This is a genomic window from Streptomyces sp. HNM0574 (assembly GCF_012726235.1).
In the GTDB taxonomy this organism is placed as follows: domain Bacteria; phylum Actinomycetota; class Actinomycetes; order Streptomycetales; family Streptomycetaceae; genus Streptomyces.
The window spans coordinates 199411-217244 of record NZ_JAASAH010000005.1 but is presented as its reverse complement, the minus strand read 5'-3'; the positions used below and the strand labels follow the sequence as shown (position 1 = coordinate 217244).

Annotated in this window: 18 protein-coding genes and 1 pseudogene; 11 read left to right on the top strand and 8 right to left on the bottom strand. The window is 71.4% G+C overall.

The window, feature by feature from the left end:
• Nucleotides 1-36: 36 nt before the first annotated feature.
• Nucleotides 37-456: an ankyrin repeat domain-containing protein gene (locus tag HCC30_RS12050; RefSeq protein ID WP_169442446.1), complete on the top strand. Its 420-nt coding sequence runs from the start codon at nt 37-39 to the stop codon at nt 454-456.
• 41 nt (nt 457-497) lie between these two features.
• On the opposite strand, the gene HCC30_RS12045 is transcribed toward HCC30_RS12050, so the two are convergent.
• Entirely contained in the window at nt 498-1970 is a 1473-nt protein-coding gene (locus HCC30_RS12045; protein WP_169442445.1) for a UDP-N-acetylmuramoyl-L-alanyl-D-glutamate--2,6-diaminopimelate ligase, read from the bottom strand.
• Between the two features lie 774 nt (nt 1971-2744).
• On the opposite strand from HCC30_RS12045, the gene HCC30_RS12040 reads away from it, so the two are divergent.
• A complete protein-coding gene (locus tag HCC30_RS12040; RefSeq protein WP_169442444.1) occupies nt 2745-3569 on the top strand; it encodes a putative protein N(5)-glutamine methyltransferase in 825 nt (274 codons plus the stop codon).
• Nucleotides 3570-3625: 56 nt separating this feature from the next.
• Here the strand turns inward: HCC30_RS12040 and HCC30_RS12035 are convergent, their stop codons facing one another.
• Both HCC30_RS12035 and HCC30_RS12030 read right to left on the bottom strand, forming a co-directional pair.
• The gene (locus tag HCC30_RS12035) at nt 3626-3799 is read right to left on the bottom strand and encodes a hypothetical protein (protein ID WP_169442443.1); all 174 of its coding nucleotides are present in this window, start codon (nt 3797-3799) and stop codon (nt 3626-3628) included.
• 124 nt (nt 3800-3923) lie between these two features.
• On the bottom strand, nt 3924-4661 hold the full coding sequence (locus tag HCC30_RS12030) for a peptidase E (protein ID WP_169442442.1): 738 nt from the start codon (nt 4659-4661) through the stop codon (nt 3924-3926).
• Nucleotides 4662-4794: 133 nt separating this feature from the next.
• On the opposite strand from HCC30_RS12030, the gene HCC30_RS12025 reads away from it, so the two are divergent.
• From HCC30_RS12025 to HCC30_RS12010, 4 genes and pseudogenes are all read left to right on the top strand, one after another.
• Complete coding sequence (locus tag HCC30_RS12025) at nt 4795-5217, top strand: hypothetical protein (RefSeq protein WP_169442441.1); 423 nt, start codon at nt 4795-4797, stop codon at nt 5215-5217.
• A 123-nt stretch (nt 5218-5340) separates the two neighbouring features.
• Entirely contained in the window at nt 5341-5808 is a 468-nt protein-coding gene (locus tag HCC30_RS12020; protein WP_206323699.1) for a helix-turn-helix transcriptional regulator, read from the top strand.
• Nucleotides 5809-5905: 97 nt separating this feature from the next.
• A pseudogene (locus HCC30_RS12015) lies at nt 5906-6322 on the top strand (hypothetical protein); the annotation flags it as partial.
• Nucleotides 6323-6540: 218 nt separating this feature from the next.
• Entirely contained in the window at nt 6541-6879 is a 339-nt protein-coding gene (locus HCC30_RS12010; protein ID WP_169442440.1) for a DUF2516 family protein, read from the top strand.
• Between the two features lie 97 nt (nt 6880-6976).
• Here the strand turns inward: HCC30_RS12010 and HCC30_RS12005 are convergent, their stop codons facing one another.
• Nucleotides 6977-8482: a PP2C family protein-serine/threonine phosphatase gene (locus tag HCC30_RS12005; RefSeq protein ID WP_346776594.1), complete on the bottom strand. Its 1506-nt coding sequence runs from the start codon at nt 8480-8482 to the stop codon at nt 6977-6979.
• A 462-nt stretch (nt 8483-8944) separates the two neighbouring features.
• Nucleotides 8945-10018, bottom strand: a complete 1074-nt coding sequence (locus HCC30_RS12000) for a C40 family peptidase (protein WP_169442438.1) — start codon at nt 10016-10018, stop codon at nt 8945-8947.
• A 705-nt stretch (nt 10019-10723) separates the two neighbouring features.
• Here HCC30_RS12000 and pstS point away from each other — a divergent pair.
• The 4 genes from pstS to pstB all read left to right on the top strand — a co-directional run bounded on the left by pstS (nt 10724) and on the right by pstB (nt 15082).
• Nucleotides 10724-11848, top strand: a complete 1125-nt coding sequence (gene pstS / locus HCC30_RS11995) for a phosphate ABC transporter substrate-binding protein PstS (RefSeq protein ID WP_169442437.1) — start codon at nt 10724-10726, stop codon at nt 11846-11848.
• Between the two features lie 142 nt (nt 11849-11990).
• Nucleotides 11991-13046, top strand: a complete 1056-nt coding sequence (gene pstC / locus HCC30_RS11990) for a phosphate ABC transporter permease subunit PstC (protein ID WP_169442436.1) — start codon at nt 11991-11993, stop codon at nt 13044-13046.
• A gap of 100 nt (nt 13047-13146) precedes the next feature.
• Entirely contained in the window at nt 13147-14235 is a 1089-nt protein-coding gene (gene pstA / locus HCC30_RS11985) for a phosphate ABC transporter permease PstA (protein WP_169442435.1), read from the top strand.
• Between the two features lie 70 nt (nt 14236-14305).
• Complete coding sequence (gene pstB / locus HCC30_RS11980; protein WP_169442434.1) at nt 14306-15082, top strand: phosphate ABC transporter ATP-binding protein PstB; 777 nt, start codon at nt 14306-14308, stop codon at nt 15080-15082.
• 222 nt (nt 15083-15304) lie between these two features.
• On the opposite strand, the gene HCC30_RS11975 is transcribed toward pstB, so the two are convergent.
• The gene (locus HCC30_RS11975; protein ID WP_169442433.1) at nt 15305-16300 is read right to left on the bottom strand and encodes an inorganic phosphate transporter; all 996 of its coding nucleotides are present in this window, start codon (nt 16298-16300) and stop codon (nt 15305-15307) included.
• A gap of 6 nt (nt 16301-16306) precedes the next feature.
• Nucleotides 16307-16927, bottom strand: a complete 621-nt coding sequence (locus HCC30_RS11970; protein ID WP_169442432.1) for a DUF47 family protein — start codon at nt 16925-16927, stop codon at nt 16307-16309.
• 210 nt (nt 16928-17137) lie between these two features.
• Here HCC30_RS11970 and HCC30_RS11965 point away from each other — a divergent pair, with 210 nt between their 5' ends.
• On the top strand, nt 17138-17557 hold the full coding sequence (locus HCC30_RS11965) for a metal-sensitive transcriptional regulator (protein ID WP_169442431.1): 420 nt from the start codon (nt 17138-17140) through the stop codon (nt 17555-17557).
• A gap of 33 nt (nt 17558-17590) precedes the next feature.
• Here the strand turns inward: HCC30_RS11965 and HCC30_RS11960 are convergent, their stop codons facing one another.
• Complete coding sequence (locus HCC30_RS11960; protein ID WP_346776593.1) at nt 17591-17809, bottom strand: hypothetical protein; 219 nt, start codon at nt 17807-17809, stop codon at nt 17591-17593.
• Nucleotides 17810-17834 lie beyond the last annotated feature (25 nt).

The window sequence follows — 17834 nt, the reverse complement described above, 5'->3', positions numbered from 1 at the left end:
GATCACGGCACGCACCCCCGAGGAGGACGACCCGCGATGACCGACGCACCCACCCCCGAGACGAACGAGCCCGCGCACGACCCCGAGGTGCTCGAACTCGCCCAGAAGATCTTCGACCACGCCCGTGAGGGCGACACGGACACCCTCGCCGCGTACGTCGACGCGGGCGTCCCGGCGAACCTCACCAACGACAAAGGCGACTCCTTGATCATGCTGGCCGCGTACCACGGCCACGCCCCCTCGGTGCGGGCCCTGCTGGAGCGCGGCGCCGACCCGAACCGCGCCAACGACCGCGGCCAGACCCCGCTCGCGGGCGCGGTCTTCAAGGGCGAGGACGAGGTCGTACGGGCGCTGTTCGAGGGCGGCGCCGACCCGCACGCGGGCGCGCCGACGGCGGTCGAGACGGCCCGGATGTTCGAGAAGAAGGAGCTGCTGGAGCTCTTCGGCGCCGAGTGAGCCACCCGGGCCGGGGGCAGGCGCCCCCGGCCCGTCGGGGCTCAGCCGCCCGCGAGTTCCCGCACCGTCGCCACATCGCTGAACGGCAGCATCTCGGCGCCGACGATCTGGAACGGCTCGCTCCCCTTCCCCGCGATCACCACGGTGTCCTCGGCACCCGCCACCTCCAGCGCCCGCGCGATCGCGGCCCTGCGGTCGACGTGCCGCTCGTAGGCGGTGCCGGTGGCGGCCAGTCCGGGCTCGACGTGGCCGAGAATCCGTTCCGGGTCCTCGAAGCGCGGGTTGTCCGAGGTCAGCAGGCACAGGTCGGAATGCCGTCCGGCGATCCGGCCCATCTCGGCCCGCTTGGTCTCGTCCCGGTCGCCGCCGCAGCCGAAGACGGTGATCAGCCGCCCGCGCGCGATGCCGCGCACGGTGGCGAGCACCTTGTCGAGGGAGTCGGGCGAGTGCGCGTAGTCGACGACGACGCAGGGCCCGCCCGGTACGTCGACGCGTTCGAACCGTCCGGGCACGGTCGGCACCCGCTCCAACGCCTCGGCCAGCAGCGCCGGTTCGTACCCGAGCCGGTGGCAGGCGGCCAGCACGGCGAGGGCGTTGGCGACGGAGTACCGCCCGGGGAAGGGCACCGCGGCCGGGTACTTCCGGCCGTCGTGGTGCAGCGTGAACCGGGTGCCCGCGATGTCGGTGACCAGGTCGGTGGCCCGGAAGTCGGCGCCGGCCGCGTCGATCCCGTAGGTGGTGACGGCGTCCGGCATCAGGGCCGGGATGCCCGCGCCGACCGGGTCGTCGAGGTTGACGACGGCGTGCCCGCACAGCCCGTCGCGGAACAGCCGGAGCTTCGCCTCGCGGTAGTTCTCCATCGTGCCGTGGTCGTCGAGATGGTCCTGGGTGAGGTTGGTGAAGACGCCGACGTCGATGTACGCGTCGTCCACCCGGTGCGTGAGCAGGCCCATCGACGTCGCCTCCATCACGACCGTGCGGACGCCGCCGTCCCGCATCCGGGAGAGGACGTACTGCAGGTCGGGGGCCTCCGGCGTGGTCAGCACGGAGGGCGGCATCGGCACCGGTTCGTCCCCGATCCGGCTGCCGCCGGTGCCGATCACCCCGGCCGGCGGGCCGTCCGCCACCAGCCGGAGCACCGACTCGGTGACCGAGGCCACCGAGGTCTTGCCGTTCGTCCCGGTGACCGCCACCACGTCCATCGCGCGCCCCGGTTCGCCATGGCAACGGGCCGAAACCGGCGAGGCGGCCCGCCGCACGTCGGCCACCTCGACCACGCAGGCGGCGCCCGGGGCCTCGGTCCCGGCCTGCACGAGCACCGCCGTCGCGCCGCGCCGCACGGCCGTCGCCGTCCCCTCGGGGCCGCCGCCCTCGTGCCCGGGGACGGCGATGTACAGCGAGCCCGGCACCGCCCGGCCGGCGTCGAAGCACGTTCCCCCGGTGATCCGCACACGCTCCGGTTCGCCGCGCAGCACACGGTGGTCGATTCCGGTGAGCAAAGCACTCAGCTTCACAGAGGTTTCCCTTCGTCGGCGGCACAGCGGCACCGCTGATCGAGCGGGCGGCCGCACCGGGCGGAGTCACACGGGTGAATGGGGAAGTGGCAGCGAACAACGGGAGAAAACAGCAAAAGCCGTATGCGGCAGGCGAGTCGGAAACGGGCCGCGCCGTCACACCTCACGGCAGTACGGGTCGCACGCGAGCCCGCGACAGCTCCGGAATCGCGAAGAACCCTTGGCACGCGGAGCACTTGGCGCACCCGCAGCGTCCCGGGGACCGAGCGCGGTCGGCGGGGCCCGCGGGATACGAGGGTGCGCGGTGGGCGCGGAATACGCCGGACGGCGACGGAACGGGCCGCCCGGCAGGGACCGTTGAAGGTCGCTAGCTGTGGCCGTGCGCGGCGCTACGGCTCAGAAAGGAGAGCGGCAGCGAGAACAGCGGTGAACGAGCCTTCGCCAGGCTCCCGTCCACACTGCTGCACCAACCCATGCCGTCACTATACGACTCCGCACAGCAGCCTGGTCAACGCGTCGGACGGGCCCGGAAGTTGCCGCCCGGCGGCCCGCACGCGGCAGGTGTAAGGTGGGCGACTCGTTTCGTGACGGGCACGCGTACGAGGCGTACGACGTGCCCCGGACCTTGGGAGGTGAGACCCATTTTCGCTGTGTCAGGCCGGGTGCTCCCCTCCCGCAGCCGGGCGGTCGGCCCGTACGGTCCGGCGTAGTCCGGGCCCGCGCAGGAGGCCGCCGGAGCGCCCGCTCTCCGGTGTCGCGCGCGAAAGGCCCTCCATGCCCCCGCTTCCTTCCCCCTTCCACGATTCCCCTTCCCCTGCCCCGGTGGTCGAGGCGCTGCGCGCCGCCGGCTGCGTCTTCGCCGAGGACGAGGCGGCGCTGCTCGTCGCCGCGGCCCGCACGCCGGACGAGCTGACGGCCATGACGGCGCGGCGCGCCGCGGGCCTGCCGCTCGAACACGTCGTCGGCTGGGCCGAGTTCCACGGCCTGCGGGTCTCCGTCGACGAGGGCGTGTTCGTCCCGCGCCGCCGCACCGAGTTCCTCGTCGACCGGGCCGCCGCGCTCCTCACCGGCCACCCCGGACCCGTCGTCGTCGACCTGTGCTGCGGCTCCGGCGCGCTGGGCGCGGCCCTGGCCCGCGCGTACGGCCCCGAACGGGACGGGCGCCTCACGCTGCACGCCGCCGACATCGACCCCGCCGCCGTCCGCTGCGCCCGCCGCAACCTCGCCCCGCTCGGCGGCCTGGTGCACCGGGGCGACCTGTACGCGCCGCTCCCGCCCGGCCTGCGCGGACGCGTCACCGTCCTGCTCGCGAACGTGCCGTACGTGCCGACCGGCGACGTGGCGCTGCTGCCGCCCGAGGCCCGCGTCCACGAGCCCCGCGCCGCGCTCGACGGCGGGCCGGACGGGCTCGACGTGCTCCGTCACGTCCTCGCCGGGGCGCCCCAATGGCTCGCCCCCGGCGGCCACTTGCTCTTCGAGACCAGCGAACGCCAGGCGGACCACGCCCTCGCGGCCACCGCCCGCGCCGGACTGCGCGCCCGCCTGGCGCACTCGGAGGACCACGAGGCCACGGTCGTCCTCGCCACGCGCCCCGACTGACCCCTCCACGCACGAGGTGGGCGGACCCGCACGGGCCCGCCCACCTCGGCGCCGGTTCACTTCTCCCGGCGCTTCTTGACGTCGTCGATCATGTCCTGGCCCTTCTCGCGCATGTCCTGGCCCTTGTCCCCCTTGTCGCCGCCCTCGCGGGCGCCCTTGTCCCCCTTGCCACCGCCCATGCGCTTCTGGGCGTCGTTCTTGAGCTGCTCGACCTTGTCCTTGAGCCCCATCGTGATCACTCCTCGGGGTAGTCGTTCACCGGCCGCCGTCCCTCACCCACGCGCCGCCGCATAACCCGCCTTCACGGTCACACAGCCGGACATCCTTCGCATTCCGCGTCCGGAACCGGCCAGGTCAGCGCGGGGCGGGGAGCAGGCGAGGCGTGAGGCGGTGCTCAGCGGTGGACCCTGCGTCGCGCGTGACGAGGTACGCGGCCTTGCCGGGGGCCTCCGCGACCGCCTCGGCGAGTTCGGTGCCCCGGTAGACGAGGCCCACGCCGTCGTCGGTGCAGTGGGCCGAGGGCAGCAGCCCGTCGGCGACCATCCGGTGCACGAGGGGGCGCCGCCCGGCGTCACTGTCGTAGTGGACACCGTTGCCGTACGGCAGCAGCCCCAACCCGTCGGTGAGTGGCCGGAGTTCGGGCCCGAAGGAGTCCGTCGGCCCGCCCCGGAACCAGCACAGCGACCCGGCGCTGACGCCCGCGAGCACGACGCCCGCCTCCCACGCGCGACGGAACACCCGGTCGAGCCCGTGGACCCGCCACACCGCGAGCAGATTCGCGGCCGAACCGCCCATGACCCAGACGACGTCCTGCTCCAGGACCGTGCCCGCCACGTCCTCCAGGTTCGGCATGGGGAACAGGTGCAGCGGCGTCAGGTCGAACCCGGCGACGCGGGCGGCCTCGGCCATCCGCGAGGCGACGTGCTCCGCGTCCCCCGCCGCCGTGCCGACGTACATGACGCGAGGTTTCCGCCCGTGCGCGCCCGAGAGTTCGACGGCGTGGTGCACCAGCGCGTCGAACGTCAGCCAGGTACGGGCTCCCACTCTGTGACCGCCGGATGTGGCAAGGATCGTGCGCTCGGCTTCACCCATGGCCGGACCCTACCGACCCCGCCGCCCCAACCCCCCTGAGAGTTCTGATGTGTTGTCAGGAGCGGGCGGGACGGAGGGTGGTGTGCAGCGGGCGGCGCAGTGGGCGGCGCCTCGACGGAGGAGGAGTTCGATCATGCGCAGGATCTTCAGGACCGCGGCGACCTCGCTGGCGGCGCTCGGTGCGGCGTGCGCGCTGGCGGTGCCGGCCACCGCCGCGCCCGGCGACGGGCCGGGGGCGGCGGGCAGCAACGAGAAGGTCAAGGTCTACGACACGTCCAACGGCTACAAGGACTACGCGGGTTACGTGCAGTTCAAGCACAAGGGCGACTGGTTCCACACCTACCGGCAGAAGAGCCCCGGGAACCGCATCTACGTCCAGTACGACAAGGACGGGGTCCCCGACGCGGGAGAACAGATCGACGGCGGCCTGAACCCGGGCGACCGCACGAAGCGCAACAAGAACCTCCCCGACGGGACGGTCTACAACATCAGGGGCTGCGTGCAGGTGGACGGCGGGTCCGACTACTGCTCGGGGTGGCAGAAGTTCACCGCCTGACGCCGCGTACGGGCGAGGGGCGCCGGGTCCGGGGGACCGGCGCCCCTTCGTCGCGGGGCCGGGGCGACACTGGAGTTAGCAGGTCGCTTGCAATTGTTAGCAGGGCGAGGCAGGGTTGAGGGCATGGCTTCGCTCAATGTCGGTGACCTCGGTGAGTTCCTGCGGGAGCAGCGGCGCAACGCCAAGCTCTCGCTGCGGCAGCTCGCCGACGCCGCGGGGGTGTCCAACCCGTACCTGAGCCAGATCGAGCGCGGACTGCGGAAGCCGAGCGCCGAGATCCTTCAGCAGCTGGCCAAGGCGCTGCGGATCTCCGCCGAGACGCTGTACGTCCAGGCCGGAATCCTCGACGAACGGGACCGCGCCGACCTGCTCCAGGTACCGGCCGCGATCCTCGCCGACCCGTCGATCACGGAGGAGCAGAAGCAGGCCCTGCTCCAGATCTACGACTCGTTCCGGCAGGGCAACGCGGCGACGGCGGCGGCCACCGGCACAGAGGCGGAGACCGACGAGGACACCGGCAAGGACGCGGAAGCGCCGGACAGACCGGACGGCGCGGCCACCAGGGACACCCCGGGCGACGACGCCCGGTAGCCGCACCGAAGCGGAACCGGCCGGGTCCGGCCGGCGCTCCCGTCGCGGCTCAGCCACCAGCACCACCAGCAGAGAATCTCGCCAGGGAGGGACCCTCATGCCCATCACCGACGACATCCGCAAGACCCTCACCGACCCGACCCCGCTGTACTTCGCCGCCGGTGTCATCGACAAGATCCGCGAGGAGGCGCCGGAGCGCATCGCGGCCGTCCGGGCCACCGACCCGAAGGAGGTCCAGGCGAAGCTGACCGAGCAGGCCAAGGAGACGCAGGCCAAGGTCAGCGAGGTGCTGGGCAGCGTCGACACGGACATCAAGAAGCTCCGCGTGCAGGCGCAGCACTACGCGCTCCAGGGCGTGGGCTTCGCCGCCGAGTACGCGGTGAAGGCCCGTGAGGCGTACGACGAGTTCGCCGACCGCGGCCGCGGCGCCGTGAAGACCTGGCGCGGCGAGGACGCCGAGGACGGGACCCCGCAGGTGACCGTCGAGCGCGAGCCCGTGAAGGTCGCCCACCCGCCGAAGGCGGACGAGGCCCCCAAGTCCGAATCCTGACCGGAGGTTCCGGCCCGGGAGGCACCGCTCCGCCGCACGGGGAGTCCGCGTGCGGACGCGGTGCGTAGGCGGGCGGCCGGGGCCGGGCGGGGCAGGCGTGTGCGGGGCGGCGACCGGGTACCGTGGCGGAAACGGGAGGCGTCACCTTTGGCGCAATACGGACTGACAGGGATGTGGACAACGTGTTGATGCAGGGGTTCGCCAGTTTTCTGGGGCTGATTTCCCTCGTCCTGCTCGTGCTGGCCGTTTTCGCCTTCATCGACGCGGCGATGCGGCGCACCGACGCGTACCCGGCCGCGAACAAGCAGACCAAGGTCCTGTGGCTGGTGTTTCTCGGGATCACCATCGCGTCGAACTACTTCGGCATCATGATCCTGCAGATCGCCGGTCTCGTGGCCACGATCGTCTACCTCGTGGACGTACGCCCCGCGCTCAAGGCCGTCACCGGCGGCTCCTCCGGGCCGCGCCGCGGCGGGAGCAGCAGCGACGGACCGTACGGCCCGTACAACGGCGGACGCTGACGGGAAGGCCGGACGGCACCACGGCGGCGGGCGCGGCGGACGATCCAATTCCGGATCAACCGCCGCGCCCGCCGCCGTTTCGTCTGCGCGGGGCGCGTCAGTCGCGGTCGAGGAGGAGGGCGGCGACGTCGTCGGTGAGTTCGCCGCCGTTCAGGGCGCGCACCTCGCGCATGACGCCGTCGAGCAAGGCCTCGCCGCGCTCGCCGTCGGCCATCCGCCGCGTGACGATGTCGAGCATGCCCTCCTGGCCGAGCCGCTTGCGGCCCTCGCCGACGTGGCCCTCGATCAGCCCGTCGGTGTACATCAACAGGCTCCAGGCGCGGCCCAGTTCGATGTGGCTGCGCGGCCAGCGGGCCGAGGGGAGCAGGCCGAGCGCGGGGCCGCTGTCGTCGTACGGGAGCAGCGTCGGCGCGGCGCCGTCGCTGCCCGCGAACAGCGGTGAGGGGTGTCCGGCGAGGCAGATGCCGGCGCTGCGTCCGTCGGGCGCGATGTCGACGGTGCACAGGGTCGCGAAGATCTCGATGCTGGAGCGCTCGTTCTCCAGCACCTTCTGGAGGTTGCCGAGCAGCTCGTCGCCGCAGAGGCCGGCGAAGGTCAACGCGCGCCAGGCGATGCGGAGTTCGACGCCGAGCGCCGCCTCGTCCGGTCCGTGGCCGCAGACGTCGCCGATCATCGCGTGCACGGTGCCGTCGGGGGTGCGGACGGTGTCGTAGAAGTCGCCGCCGAGCAGGGCGCGGGAGCGGCCGGGGCGGTAGCGGGCGGCGAAGCGCAGGTCGCTGCCGTCCAGCAGGGGGCGGGGCAGCAGTCCGCGTTCGAGGCGGGCGTTCTCCTGCGCGCGCAGCCGGGACTCGGTCAGCTGCCGCTGGGCGAGGTCGGCGCGCTTGCGCTCGACGGCGTACCGGATGGCGCGGCTGAGGAGCCTGCCGTCGAGCTCGTCGCGGAAGAGGTAGTCCTGTGCGCCGACGCGTACGGCGGCGGCCGCGCGTTCGGCGTCCGCACCGTCGGTGAGCGCGAGGACGGCGTGCCGCGGGGCCATCCGCAGCACCTGCCGCAGGATGCCCAGCTCGGCGGGCTCCTCGTCGTCCTCATCGCCGTCGCCCTCGCCGGACGCGGAGGTTCCGGGGCGGGAGACGACGGGGAAGCCGTGCGGCGGGGTCCGGATCAGGCCGGGCTCCTCGCGGCTCTCGGGGTCGGCGACGGTGTCCGCGGTGTCCGGGAGCGCCAGGTCGAGCAGGATGCACTGCACGTCGTCGGTCAGCAGCCGCCCGGCCTCGGTGAGGTTGCGGGCGGTGCGGACGCGGATGCGTTCCTTGGGGACGCCGGGCAGGTCGGGGGTGGCGGCGTCCAGGAGTTCGGGGACGCGGAAGTTCCCGGCCGGGTCGTCCTCGATCACGAGCAGCGTGAGCTGGCCCTTGGCGTTCGCGCCGCTGCCCCGGCCGCCGGGCTCGTGCCCGGCGTCGCCGTCCAGCGGGTCGCCGTCCAGCGGGTCGCCGTCGAAGGCGTCCGCGCCGGCCTCGGGGGTTTCGCCCGTCACGGCCGGGCCGTCCGCACCGGCCTCCGCGTCCGTACCGGGACGCACGGCATCGCCGCCCGGCTGCGGCACCCTCGCGGCGGTCGCGCGCGACGGCGCCGCGGGCGGTTCCGCGGCGGGGGATTCCGCTGCCGCGGTCTCCCGTTGCGCCCGTACGGGCATACGAATTCCTCTTCCCTCCCCCCGAGGGTCCGGCGACGTGCCCTGTTGACGCGCCACCGGCCCGGAACGCGCCACGCTGGTCGGGCGGTCGGCATCTCGGCGTCCCAGGCTTCCGAAGGGACGATAGCGGTCCCGTACGTGTGTACGGAATGGCCAACGGCTATTCGCTCCGTCATATGCCGTCGCACCGTGGCCCGTTGAGCCCGGACGTGACGCCCGCCTCGCCGCCCCTATGACGGACCTCACGCGCGCACCGGCCAACGGGGCGTCCACGGGTGGCGCCGCTCACGTGACGGCGCACACCTTCCCCGTCGGATCACCCCGCGCCGGGCGCCGCTCACCCCTCCGCACACCGCCCCGCGACGGCACCGGTCACTTGTCCGGCCGGACCACGCCCAGGATCGGGAGGGAGCCCGCGCCCTCGATGGTGATCTGGCGGCCCGTGCGCGGGGCGTGGACCATCGCGCCGTCGCCGACGTACATGCCGACGTGGCTGGCGTCCTGCTTGAAGATGATCAGGTCCCCGGGGCGCATCTTCTTCACCGGGATGCGCGGCAGCTGCTTCCACTGCTCCTGCGAGGTACGGGGTATCTCCTCACCCGCCGCCTGCCAGGCACGCAGCGTGAGCCCGGAGCAGTCGAAAGTCGTGGGGCCCTCGGCGCCCCACTCGTAGTCCTTGCCGATCTGCTGCGTGGCGTACGCGATGGCTTCCTTACCCGCCTTCGAGCCCTTGCTGTCGATCTCGTCGAGGATGCCGGACTTCAGCCACTTCGCCTGCCGCTGGTACGACGCCTCGTCCTCCAGCTGCCGCAGCTTCTCCCGTTCGTCCTTCGCGAGCTTCGACTCCAGCTCCTCGGCCTGCTTCAGCTGCCCGGTGATCTTCTTCTTCGCGGCGGCCTTCCGCTTCCGGTTCTGCTCCAGGCTCTCCCACTTCCTGGTGGCGTCCCGCGCGTAGTGGTCGAGCTTCTCGCGGGTGCTGCCGAGCCGGTCGAGGAAGCCCTTCGCGGCCTGCTGGCCCTGCCGCAGCCGCACCCCGTCGCTCAGGAAACGGTCGGGGTCGCCGTCGAGGACGAGCCTGGCCTCGTCGGGGAGGCCGCCGGCGCGGTACTGGGCGCGGGCCATGGCGCCGGCCCGGTCCGTCATCTTCCGCTGTTCATCCTGGAGCCGGTCGATCTTGCGGGCGAGGCCGACGATCTCCCGCTGCTGCTGCTTCGTCCGCTCCTCGGCCGCGTTGTACGCGTCCGTCGCCGAGCCGGCCCGGTCGTGCAGCTTCTCGATCTTCTTCCGGAGCTCCTCCAGGCTGACGTTCCCGCCGCCGGGCGAGGGCTCGTCCGGTGCCGCGTACGCGCCGCCCGCGGCCGGGCCCGCCAGTACGCCGAGCGCGCACGCCACCACCACGACCCGGCGCCGCCCCGAGGGGACTGCCGCCCGCACCGTCCGCACCATCGGTCCCTCCCCGCGTCTCCCGCACCCCCGCCCACACCCGCGCGCGGGCGGTCGGCAACGGCCAACTCCGGTCAACTGAGCGGATGGTGCCACGCACTCTGCGAAACCAACAGGCCCACGCCCAGTCACATCCCGCGCCCGCCCCGGCCCCCGCACCACCGTCCACCCGCCCCCTCGCCACCGCGTCCGCCCGCCCCCGTCCCCCGCCCGGCCTGCGGCGACGGTCCCGGCGGCGGTGAACGGCGCGCGTACGGGCCCGGCCGCGACGGCCGTACCCCGAGGCCGCTGTGTCCTGGCCCACGCCTCACCCGGCGCCACTGGGTCGACCGCCGAGGTTCACCGTGCGTTCATTCACTTCCGTCGGCCGCTTCACCTGATCTACCTAATTTCAGCCTTACCCGGAGCGCGTCACCCCGCCCCAGGGGCAACGCGCCGGGCCTGATGAAACGCGGAACGAAAACAGCAGACGAACACAGTTGAAGAGCCGGCCCGACGCCGGTGCCTCGGCCCCCACCGGGCCACCCGGAGCCACCCCCGGCCCCGGCCTCGCCCCCACGAGGCCCACGGAAGCCGCGGACCCACGGCGAGCAGCCCGCGCTCCGGCCCGGTACCCGGCCGTCGGCACACCGGATACGGCCACGTCCCCACTTCACAGCGCGCCGTCCCACGACACCGGCGGGCGCCATGGGAAGGAACTGAACGAAAGTGAAGCTTCAGCGCACGAACCGGCTTCGTGCCCTCGCTGTCGGCGCTATCGCGGTCTCCGGCGCCCTGGTCCTCACGTCCTGCGGGTCGGACGACAACAGCCAGAACCCGAAGAGCGACACCGCGCAGGCCGCGAAGAACATCAAGTGCGACGGCAAGGGCAAGCTGCTGGCCTCCGGGTCCAGCGCCCAGAAGAACGCGGTCGACGCCTGGGTGAAGAACTACCAGGGCGCCTGCGACGGCACCCAGATCAACTACAAGGACATCGGCTCCGGCGGCGGCGTCCAGGAGTGGCTCCAGGGCACCACCGCCTTCGCCGGGTCCGACGCCGCCCTCAAGCCGGACGAGGTCGCCGCGTCCAAGAAGGTCTGCAAGAGCGGCCAGGGCATCAACCTGCCGATGCTCGGCGGCCCCGTCGCGGTCTCCTACAACCTCTCCGGTGTCGACGACCTCGTGCTCGACGCTCCGACGCTCGCCAAGATCTTCGACTCGAAGATCAAGAAGTGGAACGACCCGGAGATCAAGAAGCTCAACCCGGACGCGAACCTGCCGTCCACCGACATCCAGGCGTTCCACCGCTCCGACGAGTCGGGCACCACGCAGAACCTGAGCCAGTACCTCGGCGACTCCGCGCCGGACGCCTGGAAGTACGAGGCCGACAAGTCCTGGCCCGCGAAGGGCGGCCAGTCCGCCTCCGGCTCCGCCGGTGTCGCGCAGCAGGTGAAGCAGACCGAGGGCGCCATCGGCTACTTCGAGCTCTCGTACGCCGAGGCCAACAGCCTCAACAGCGTCAAGATCGACACGGGTGCGAAGAAGCCCGTCGAGGCCACCTCGGAGAACGCCTCCAAGGCGATCGCCGACGCCGAGATCGTGGGCAAGGGCAAGGACCTCGCCCTGGAGCTCAACTACAAGACCAAGGCCGAGGGCGCGTACCCGATCGTCCTGGTCACCTACGAGATCGCCTGCGACAAGGGCAACAAGAAGGAAACCCTCGACGCCACGAAGTCCTTCCTGAACTACGCGGCGAGCGAGGACGGCCAGAGCATCCTCTCCGAGATCGGCTACGCGCCGCTCCCGGACGAGATCGCCGAGAAGGTCCGCAAGACCATCCCGGAGCTCGCCTGAGTCACGGCGCGGCCGGTTCCCCCGCGGGAACCGGCCGCGCCGCCCCGGCTGCCCCGGCCTCCGGCCCCCGCAGCCAACCCCTCAGCCCCACCATCCGGTGCACCGCCGCCAGGGGAACGTCCCCACCCAGACCGGAGACACCATGGATATAACTCCCACCTCAAGCGCACCGCCGCCGACGGACTCCGCGACCCGGAAGCCCGAGGACGGCGGAACCGGCTCCGCCGGCCAGGGCCCCGGGAACAACCCCGCGAAGGTCAAGGGCAAGGCCGTGCACCCCGGAGACCGGATCTTCCTCGGCCTCTCCCGCGGCTCCGGCATCGCCCTCCTCGCGATCATGGCCGCCATCGCGGGCTTCCTCGGATACCGCGCCTACCTGGCCATCTCCCAAAACTCGGTCAACTTCCTCACCGCGTTCGAGTGGAACCCGCAGGGCGACCCGCCGGCCTTCGGCATCGGCATCCTCGCCTTCGGCACGGCCGTCAGCTCGCTGATCGCGATGGTCATCGCCGTACCCGTGGCCGTGGGCATCGCGCTGTTCATCTCGCACTACGCGCCGCGCAAGCTCGCGGCCCCGCTCGCCTACGTGATCGACCTGCTGGCCGCGGTCCCGTCGATCATCTACGGCCTCTGGGGCGCCCTCTTCCTGGTGCCCTACCTGGACGGCCTCACCCGCTGGCTGGACCAGTTCCTCGGCTGGACGGTCATCTTCGACATGTCCACCCCGGGCAGCCCGGCACGCTCGATCTTCACCGTCGGCATCCTGCTCGCGATCATGATCCTGCCGATCATCACCAACGTCACCCGCGAGGTCTTCCTCCAGGCGCCGAAGATGCACGAGGAGGCCGCGCTGGCCCTCGGCGCCACGCGCTGGGAGGTCATCCGCATGTCGGTGCTGCCCTTCGGCCGCTCCGGCATCATCTCCGCCTCGATGCTCGGCCTCGGCCGCGCGCTCGGCGAGACCATGGCCGTCGCGACCGTGCTCTCCCCCGGCTTCCTCTTCACCTGGCACCTGCTCGACCCGGGCAGCGGCACCTTCGCGCAGAACATCGCCGCGAAGTTCAACGAGGCGAACGACTTCGGACGCGACGCACTCATCGCCTCCGGCCTCGTCCTCTTCGTCATCACCCTGCTCGTCAACGGCGCCGCCCGGTACATCATCGGCCGCCGCAAGGAGTACTCGGGGGCCAACGCATGAGCGAGTCGAGGAGCAGCGAAGGCTGGGGGTCCGCGGAGCGCAGCGGAGTGGACACCCGGCCGCAGCGGAGCCGAAACGAAGCTCTGCAGGAGGAAGACGCATGAGCAACAGCACCCTTACCCCGCAGACCACGAGCGGACCTTCCGCTCCTCCGCAGTCCTCGCCGCTCGCGCACCGCCGCATGCCGCGCTGGTCGCCGGCCGCGATCGCGCTCGGCTCCGTCGGGCTCGGCGTCGGCATCGGGCTGGTCGCCGGCTGGGAGAGCCGGGTGCAGTGGGGCCTCGTCGCCGCCCTGCTGTTCGTCCTCGGCACCTACGCCATCACCACGGCCGTCGAGGGCCGCCGGCAGGCGAAGGACCGGGTCGCCACCAGCGCGGTCTGGGTCTGCTTCGTCCTCGCCGTCGTGCCCCTGGTCTCGCTGGCCTGGACGACGATCAGCCGCGGCTCGAAGCTCGTCGACGGCTACTTCCTGACCCACTCCATGGGCGGGATGACCAACCTCGAAGAGGGCGGCGGCATCTACCACGCCCTCCTCGGCACCCTGGAGCAGGTCGGCCTGGCCACGGCCATCGCCGCGCCGCTCGGACTGCTGACCGCGATCTACCTCGTCGAGTACGGGCGCGGCCGCCTCGCGCAGGCCGTGACCTTCTTCGTCGACGTCATGACGGGCATCCCGTCGATCGTCGCCGGTCTCTTCGTCCTGTCCTTCTGGAACCTCGGCCTCGGCTTCGGGCCCTCCGGGTTCGCGGGCTCCATGGCCCTGGCGATCCTGATGGTGCCGGTGGTCGTCCGCTCCACGGAGGAGATGCTCAAGCTCGTGCCGAACGAGCTGCGCGAGGCCTCCCTCGCGCTGGGCGTCCCGAAGTGGAAGACGATCCTCAAGGTCGTCATCCCGACCGCCATCGGCGGCATCACCACCGGCGTCATGCTCGCCGTCGCCCGCATCGCGGGCGAGACCGCGCCCGTCATGCTGCTGGTCTTCGGCAACCCCCTGATCAACCCGAACCCCTTCTCGGGTGCGCAGGAGTCCCTGCCGCTGTACGTCTGGAACCAGTACAAGCTCGGCAACGAAGCGAGCATCGACCGCGCGTGGGCCGGAGCGCTCACCCTGATCGCGGTCGTCATGATCCTCAATCTGGTCGCCCGCGGTGTCGCCCGCTGGAAGGCCCCCAAGGGAGCAAGGCGCTGACCGCGCGGACGGCACCACCGCCCGCATCCGGACACCGCCTCCCCCTCAGCACGAAAGAAGTGACGTAACCATGGCCAAGCGCATCGACGTCAGCGGCCTGACCGCCTACTACGGCTCCCACAAGGCCATCGACGACATCTCCATGAGCGTCGAGCCCCGCTCCGTGACGGCCTTCATCGGCCCGTCCGGCTGCGGCAAGTCGACCTTCCTCCGCACCCTCAACCGCATGCACGAGGTGACCCCCGGCGGCCGCGTCGAGGGCAAGGTGATGCTCGACCACGAGGACCTGTACGGCGCGGGCGTCGACCCGGTCGCCGTCCGCCGCACCATCGGCATGGTCTTCCAGCGCCCCAACCCGTTCCCGACGATGTCCATCTACGACAACGTCGCCGCGGGTCTGCGCCTGAACGGCAGCTACAAGAAGAAGGAGCTCGACGAGGTCGTCGAGAAGTCCCTCCAGGGCGCCAACCTCTGGAACGAGGTCAAGGACCGCCTGAACAAGCCCGGTTCCGGCCTCTCCGGCGGTCAGCAGCAGCGGCTGTGCATCGCCCGCGCCATCGCCGTCGAGCCGCAGGTGCTGCTGATGGACGAGCCCTGCTCGGCCCTCGACCCGATCTCCACGCTGGCGATCGAGGACCTGATCGGCGAGCTGAAGTCCCAGTTCACGATCGTCATCGTGACGCACAACATGCAGCAGGCGGCGCGCGTCTCCGACCGCACGGCCTTCTTCAACCTGGCGGCCGTCGGCCAGCCCGGCAAGCTCGTCGAGATCGACGAGACCGAGCGGATCTTCTCCAACCCCTCGGTCCAGGCCACGGAGGACTACATCTCCGGCCGCTTCGGCTGATCCACCGAGAACTCCTTGCGGTGCTGCATGGCGGTGCCACCGCAAGGCAACGGGCCCGGCCCCCGAGGACACGCGGGGGGCCGGGCCCGACTCGTTGCTACGGCGCCCGAAGGGGCGCGGGGAACTGCGCGAAGAACCACGACGCACCCGCGGCCGGTGACGCACCGACAGGGGCACCCCGAGCCGCAAGGGCGACGGAACCCCGCCGGACGGCGACCGGCGTCAGCCGAACACCAGCTTCACGATCCAGTAGCAGACGGCGGCCACGATCGCCGCCGCCGGCATGGTGATGAACCAGCCCATGATGATGTTCTTGGCCACGCCCCACCGCACCGCGGAAACCCGCTTGGTCGCCCCGACACCCATGATCGCCGAGGTGATCACGTGGGTCGTCGAGATCGGCGCGTGGAAGAGGAAGGACGCCGTGTACATCACGGACGCCGCCGTGGTCTCGGCCGCGAAGCCCTGGGGCGGGTCGAGCTCGATGATCCGGCGGCCGAGCGTCCGCATGATGCGCCAGCCGCCCGCGTAGGTGCCGAGCGAGAGCATCAGCGCACAGGCGATCTTGACCCAGACCGGGATCTCGTTGTGCTCCTGCACATCGGCGATGGTCAGCGCCATCACCACGACACCCATGGTCTTCTGCGCGTCCTGGAGGCCGTGCCCGAGCGCCATGCCCGCCGCCGAGACCGTCTGCGCGATACGGAATCCCCGCTTCGCACGGTGCGGGTTCGCCTTGCGGAAGATCCACATGATGAGCGCCATCACGAGGTAACCGAGGACGAGGCCGACGATCGGCGAGAGGAACATCGGGAGCACGATCTTCTCGACCACGCCCGTCCAGTAGACGGCGATGCCGCCCGCGAGCGCCGCGCCCACCATGCCGCCGAACAGCGCGTGCGACGAGGAGGACGGCAGCCCGAAGTACCAGGTGATCAGGTTCCACACGATCGCGCCGACCAGGGCCGTACACAGGATGGCCATCCCGCTGGAGCCGTGCGGCGTCTCGATGAGCCCCTCACTGACGGTCTTCGCGACGCCGCTGCCGAGGAAGGCACCGGCGAGGTTCATGACCGCGGCCATGGCGAGGGCCGCGCGTGGGGTCAGGGCCCGGGTGGAGACGGAGGTGGCGATGGCGTTCGCCGAGTCGTGGAAGCCGTTGGTGTACGTGAAGAAGAGCGCGACCCCGATGGTCGCGATCAGCGCGAACGTGTCCACAGCCGGTCAGGACTCCTTGACCGCGATGGTCTCGACCGTGTTGGCGACGTGTTCGAAGGCGTCGGCCGCTTCCTCGAGGACGTCCACGATCTGCTTGAGCTTCATGACCTCGATCGCGTCGTACTTGCCGTTGAACATGTACGCGAGGAGCTTCCGGTGGATCTGGTCGGCCTGGTTCTCCAGGCGGTTGACCTCGATCCAGTACTCGGTGAGGTTCTCCATGGTCCGCAGGTGAGGCATCGCCTCGGCGGTGAGCTCGGCGGCCCGCGACAGCACCTCGATCTGCTGTTCGACGCCCTTGGGCAGCTCCTCGACCTCGTACAGGACGACCAGGTCGACGGCCTCCTCCATGAAGTCCATGATGTCGTCGAGCGACGAGGCGAGCTTGTAGATGTCCTCGCGGTCGAACGGCGTGATGAAGGAGGAGTTGAGCTGGTGGAAGATGGCGTGCGTCGCGTCATCCCCGGCGTGCTCCGCGGCACGCATCCGCTCGGCGATCTCGGCGCGTGCGGAGGAATCCGCTCCGAGCAGTTCCATCAGGAGTTTCGAGCCCGTCACAATGTTGTCCGCGGAGGCCGCGAACATGTCGTAGAAGCTCGTCTCCCTGGGGGTCAGACGAAAGCGCACTGGGATTCCTCGGTGTGCATCGGTTTTGGTCTCGTTGATGCTAGGCGCATCATCCGGCCACAGCGAGGCGGCCTTCCCCAGTGTCGCGCATGGATGGTCGTGCTCTGAACCGCCCTCCGGCAAATCGGCTACCATATACCCACGAGGGGTATGGAACGTGCCTTTTGCGCCACTTCTGCCCGCCCGACCGTCCCCACCCCTGGAGGAACCATGACGACGGCCGAGACCAGCGCCTCCGACGGCACCTCCGGCGCCGCGCGGGGAACGCTCACCGACACCGCCGAGGCCGCGGCCGCCGAGGTCGCCGCCTCCTCCGACACCCCCTGCCCCGCGCACTCGGCCACGGGCGAGCACGGCTACACCAAGGACAAGGCCGCGCACCTCAAACGCCTGCGCCGGATCGAGGGCCAGATCCGCGGCCTGCAGCGCATGGTGGACGAGGACGTGTACTGCATCGACATCCTCACGCAGGTCTCCGCGTCCACGAAGGCCCTCCAGTCCTTCGCCCTCCAGCTGCTGGAGGAGCACCTGCGGCACTGCGTCGCCCACGCCGCGCAGGACGGCGGCACCGAGATGGACGAGAAGGTCGAGGAGGCGACGGCAGCGATCGCCCGCCTGCTGCGCACCTGACCCGAACTCGCCGTCCGGGCACGCCCGTTGGGCTCACCACCGCTCCGCGACGGCCTCCCGGCCCGTGCCGGGTGCGCAGGCGCTGAGGATCTCGTCGATGCGGGCCTGACTGAGCAGTTCTCCCGCCGCCTCGGCGGTGGACGCGGCGATCATCAGCTCGCCGCAGAGTTCGATCTCGGCCAGCGCCACGTGGTCCCAGGCCACGGACCGCGCCGGACCCCGCAGCTCGTACCCGGCAGCGTCACCCGGCACCCGCACCACCTCCTCCTCGTGCCCC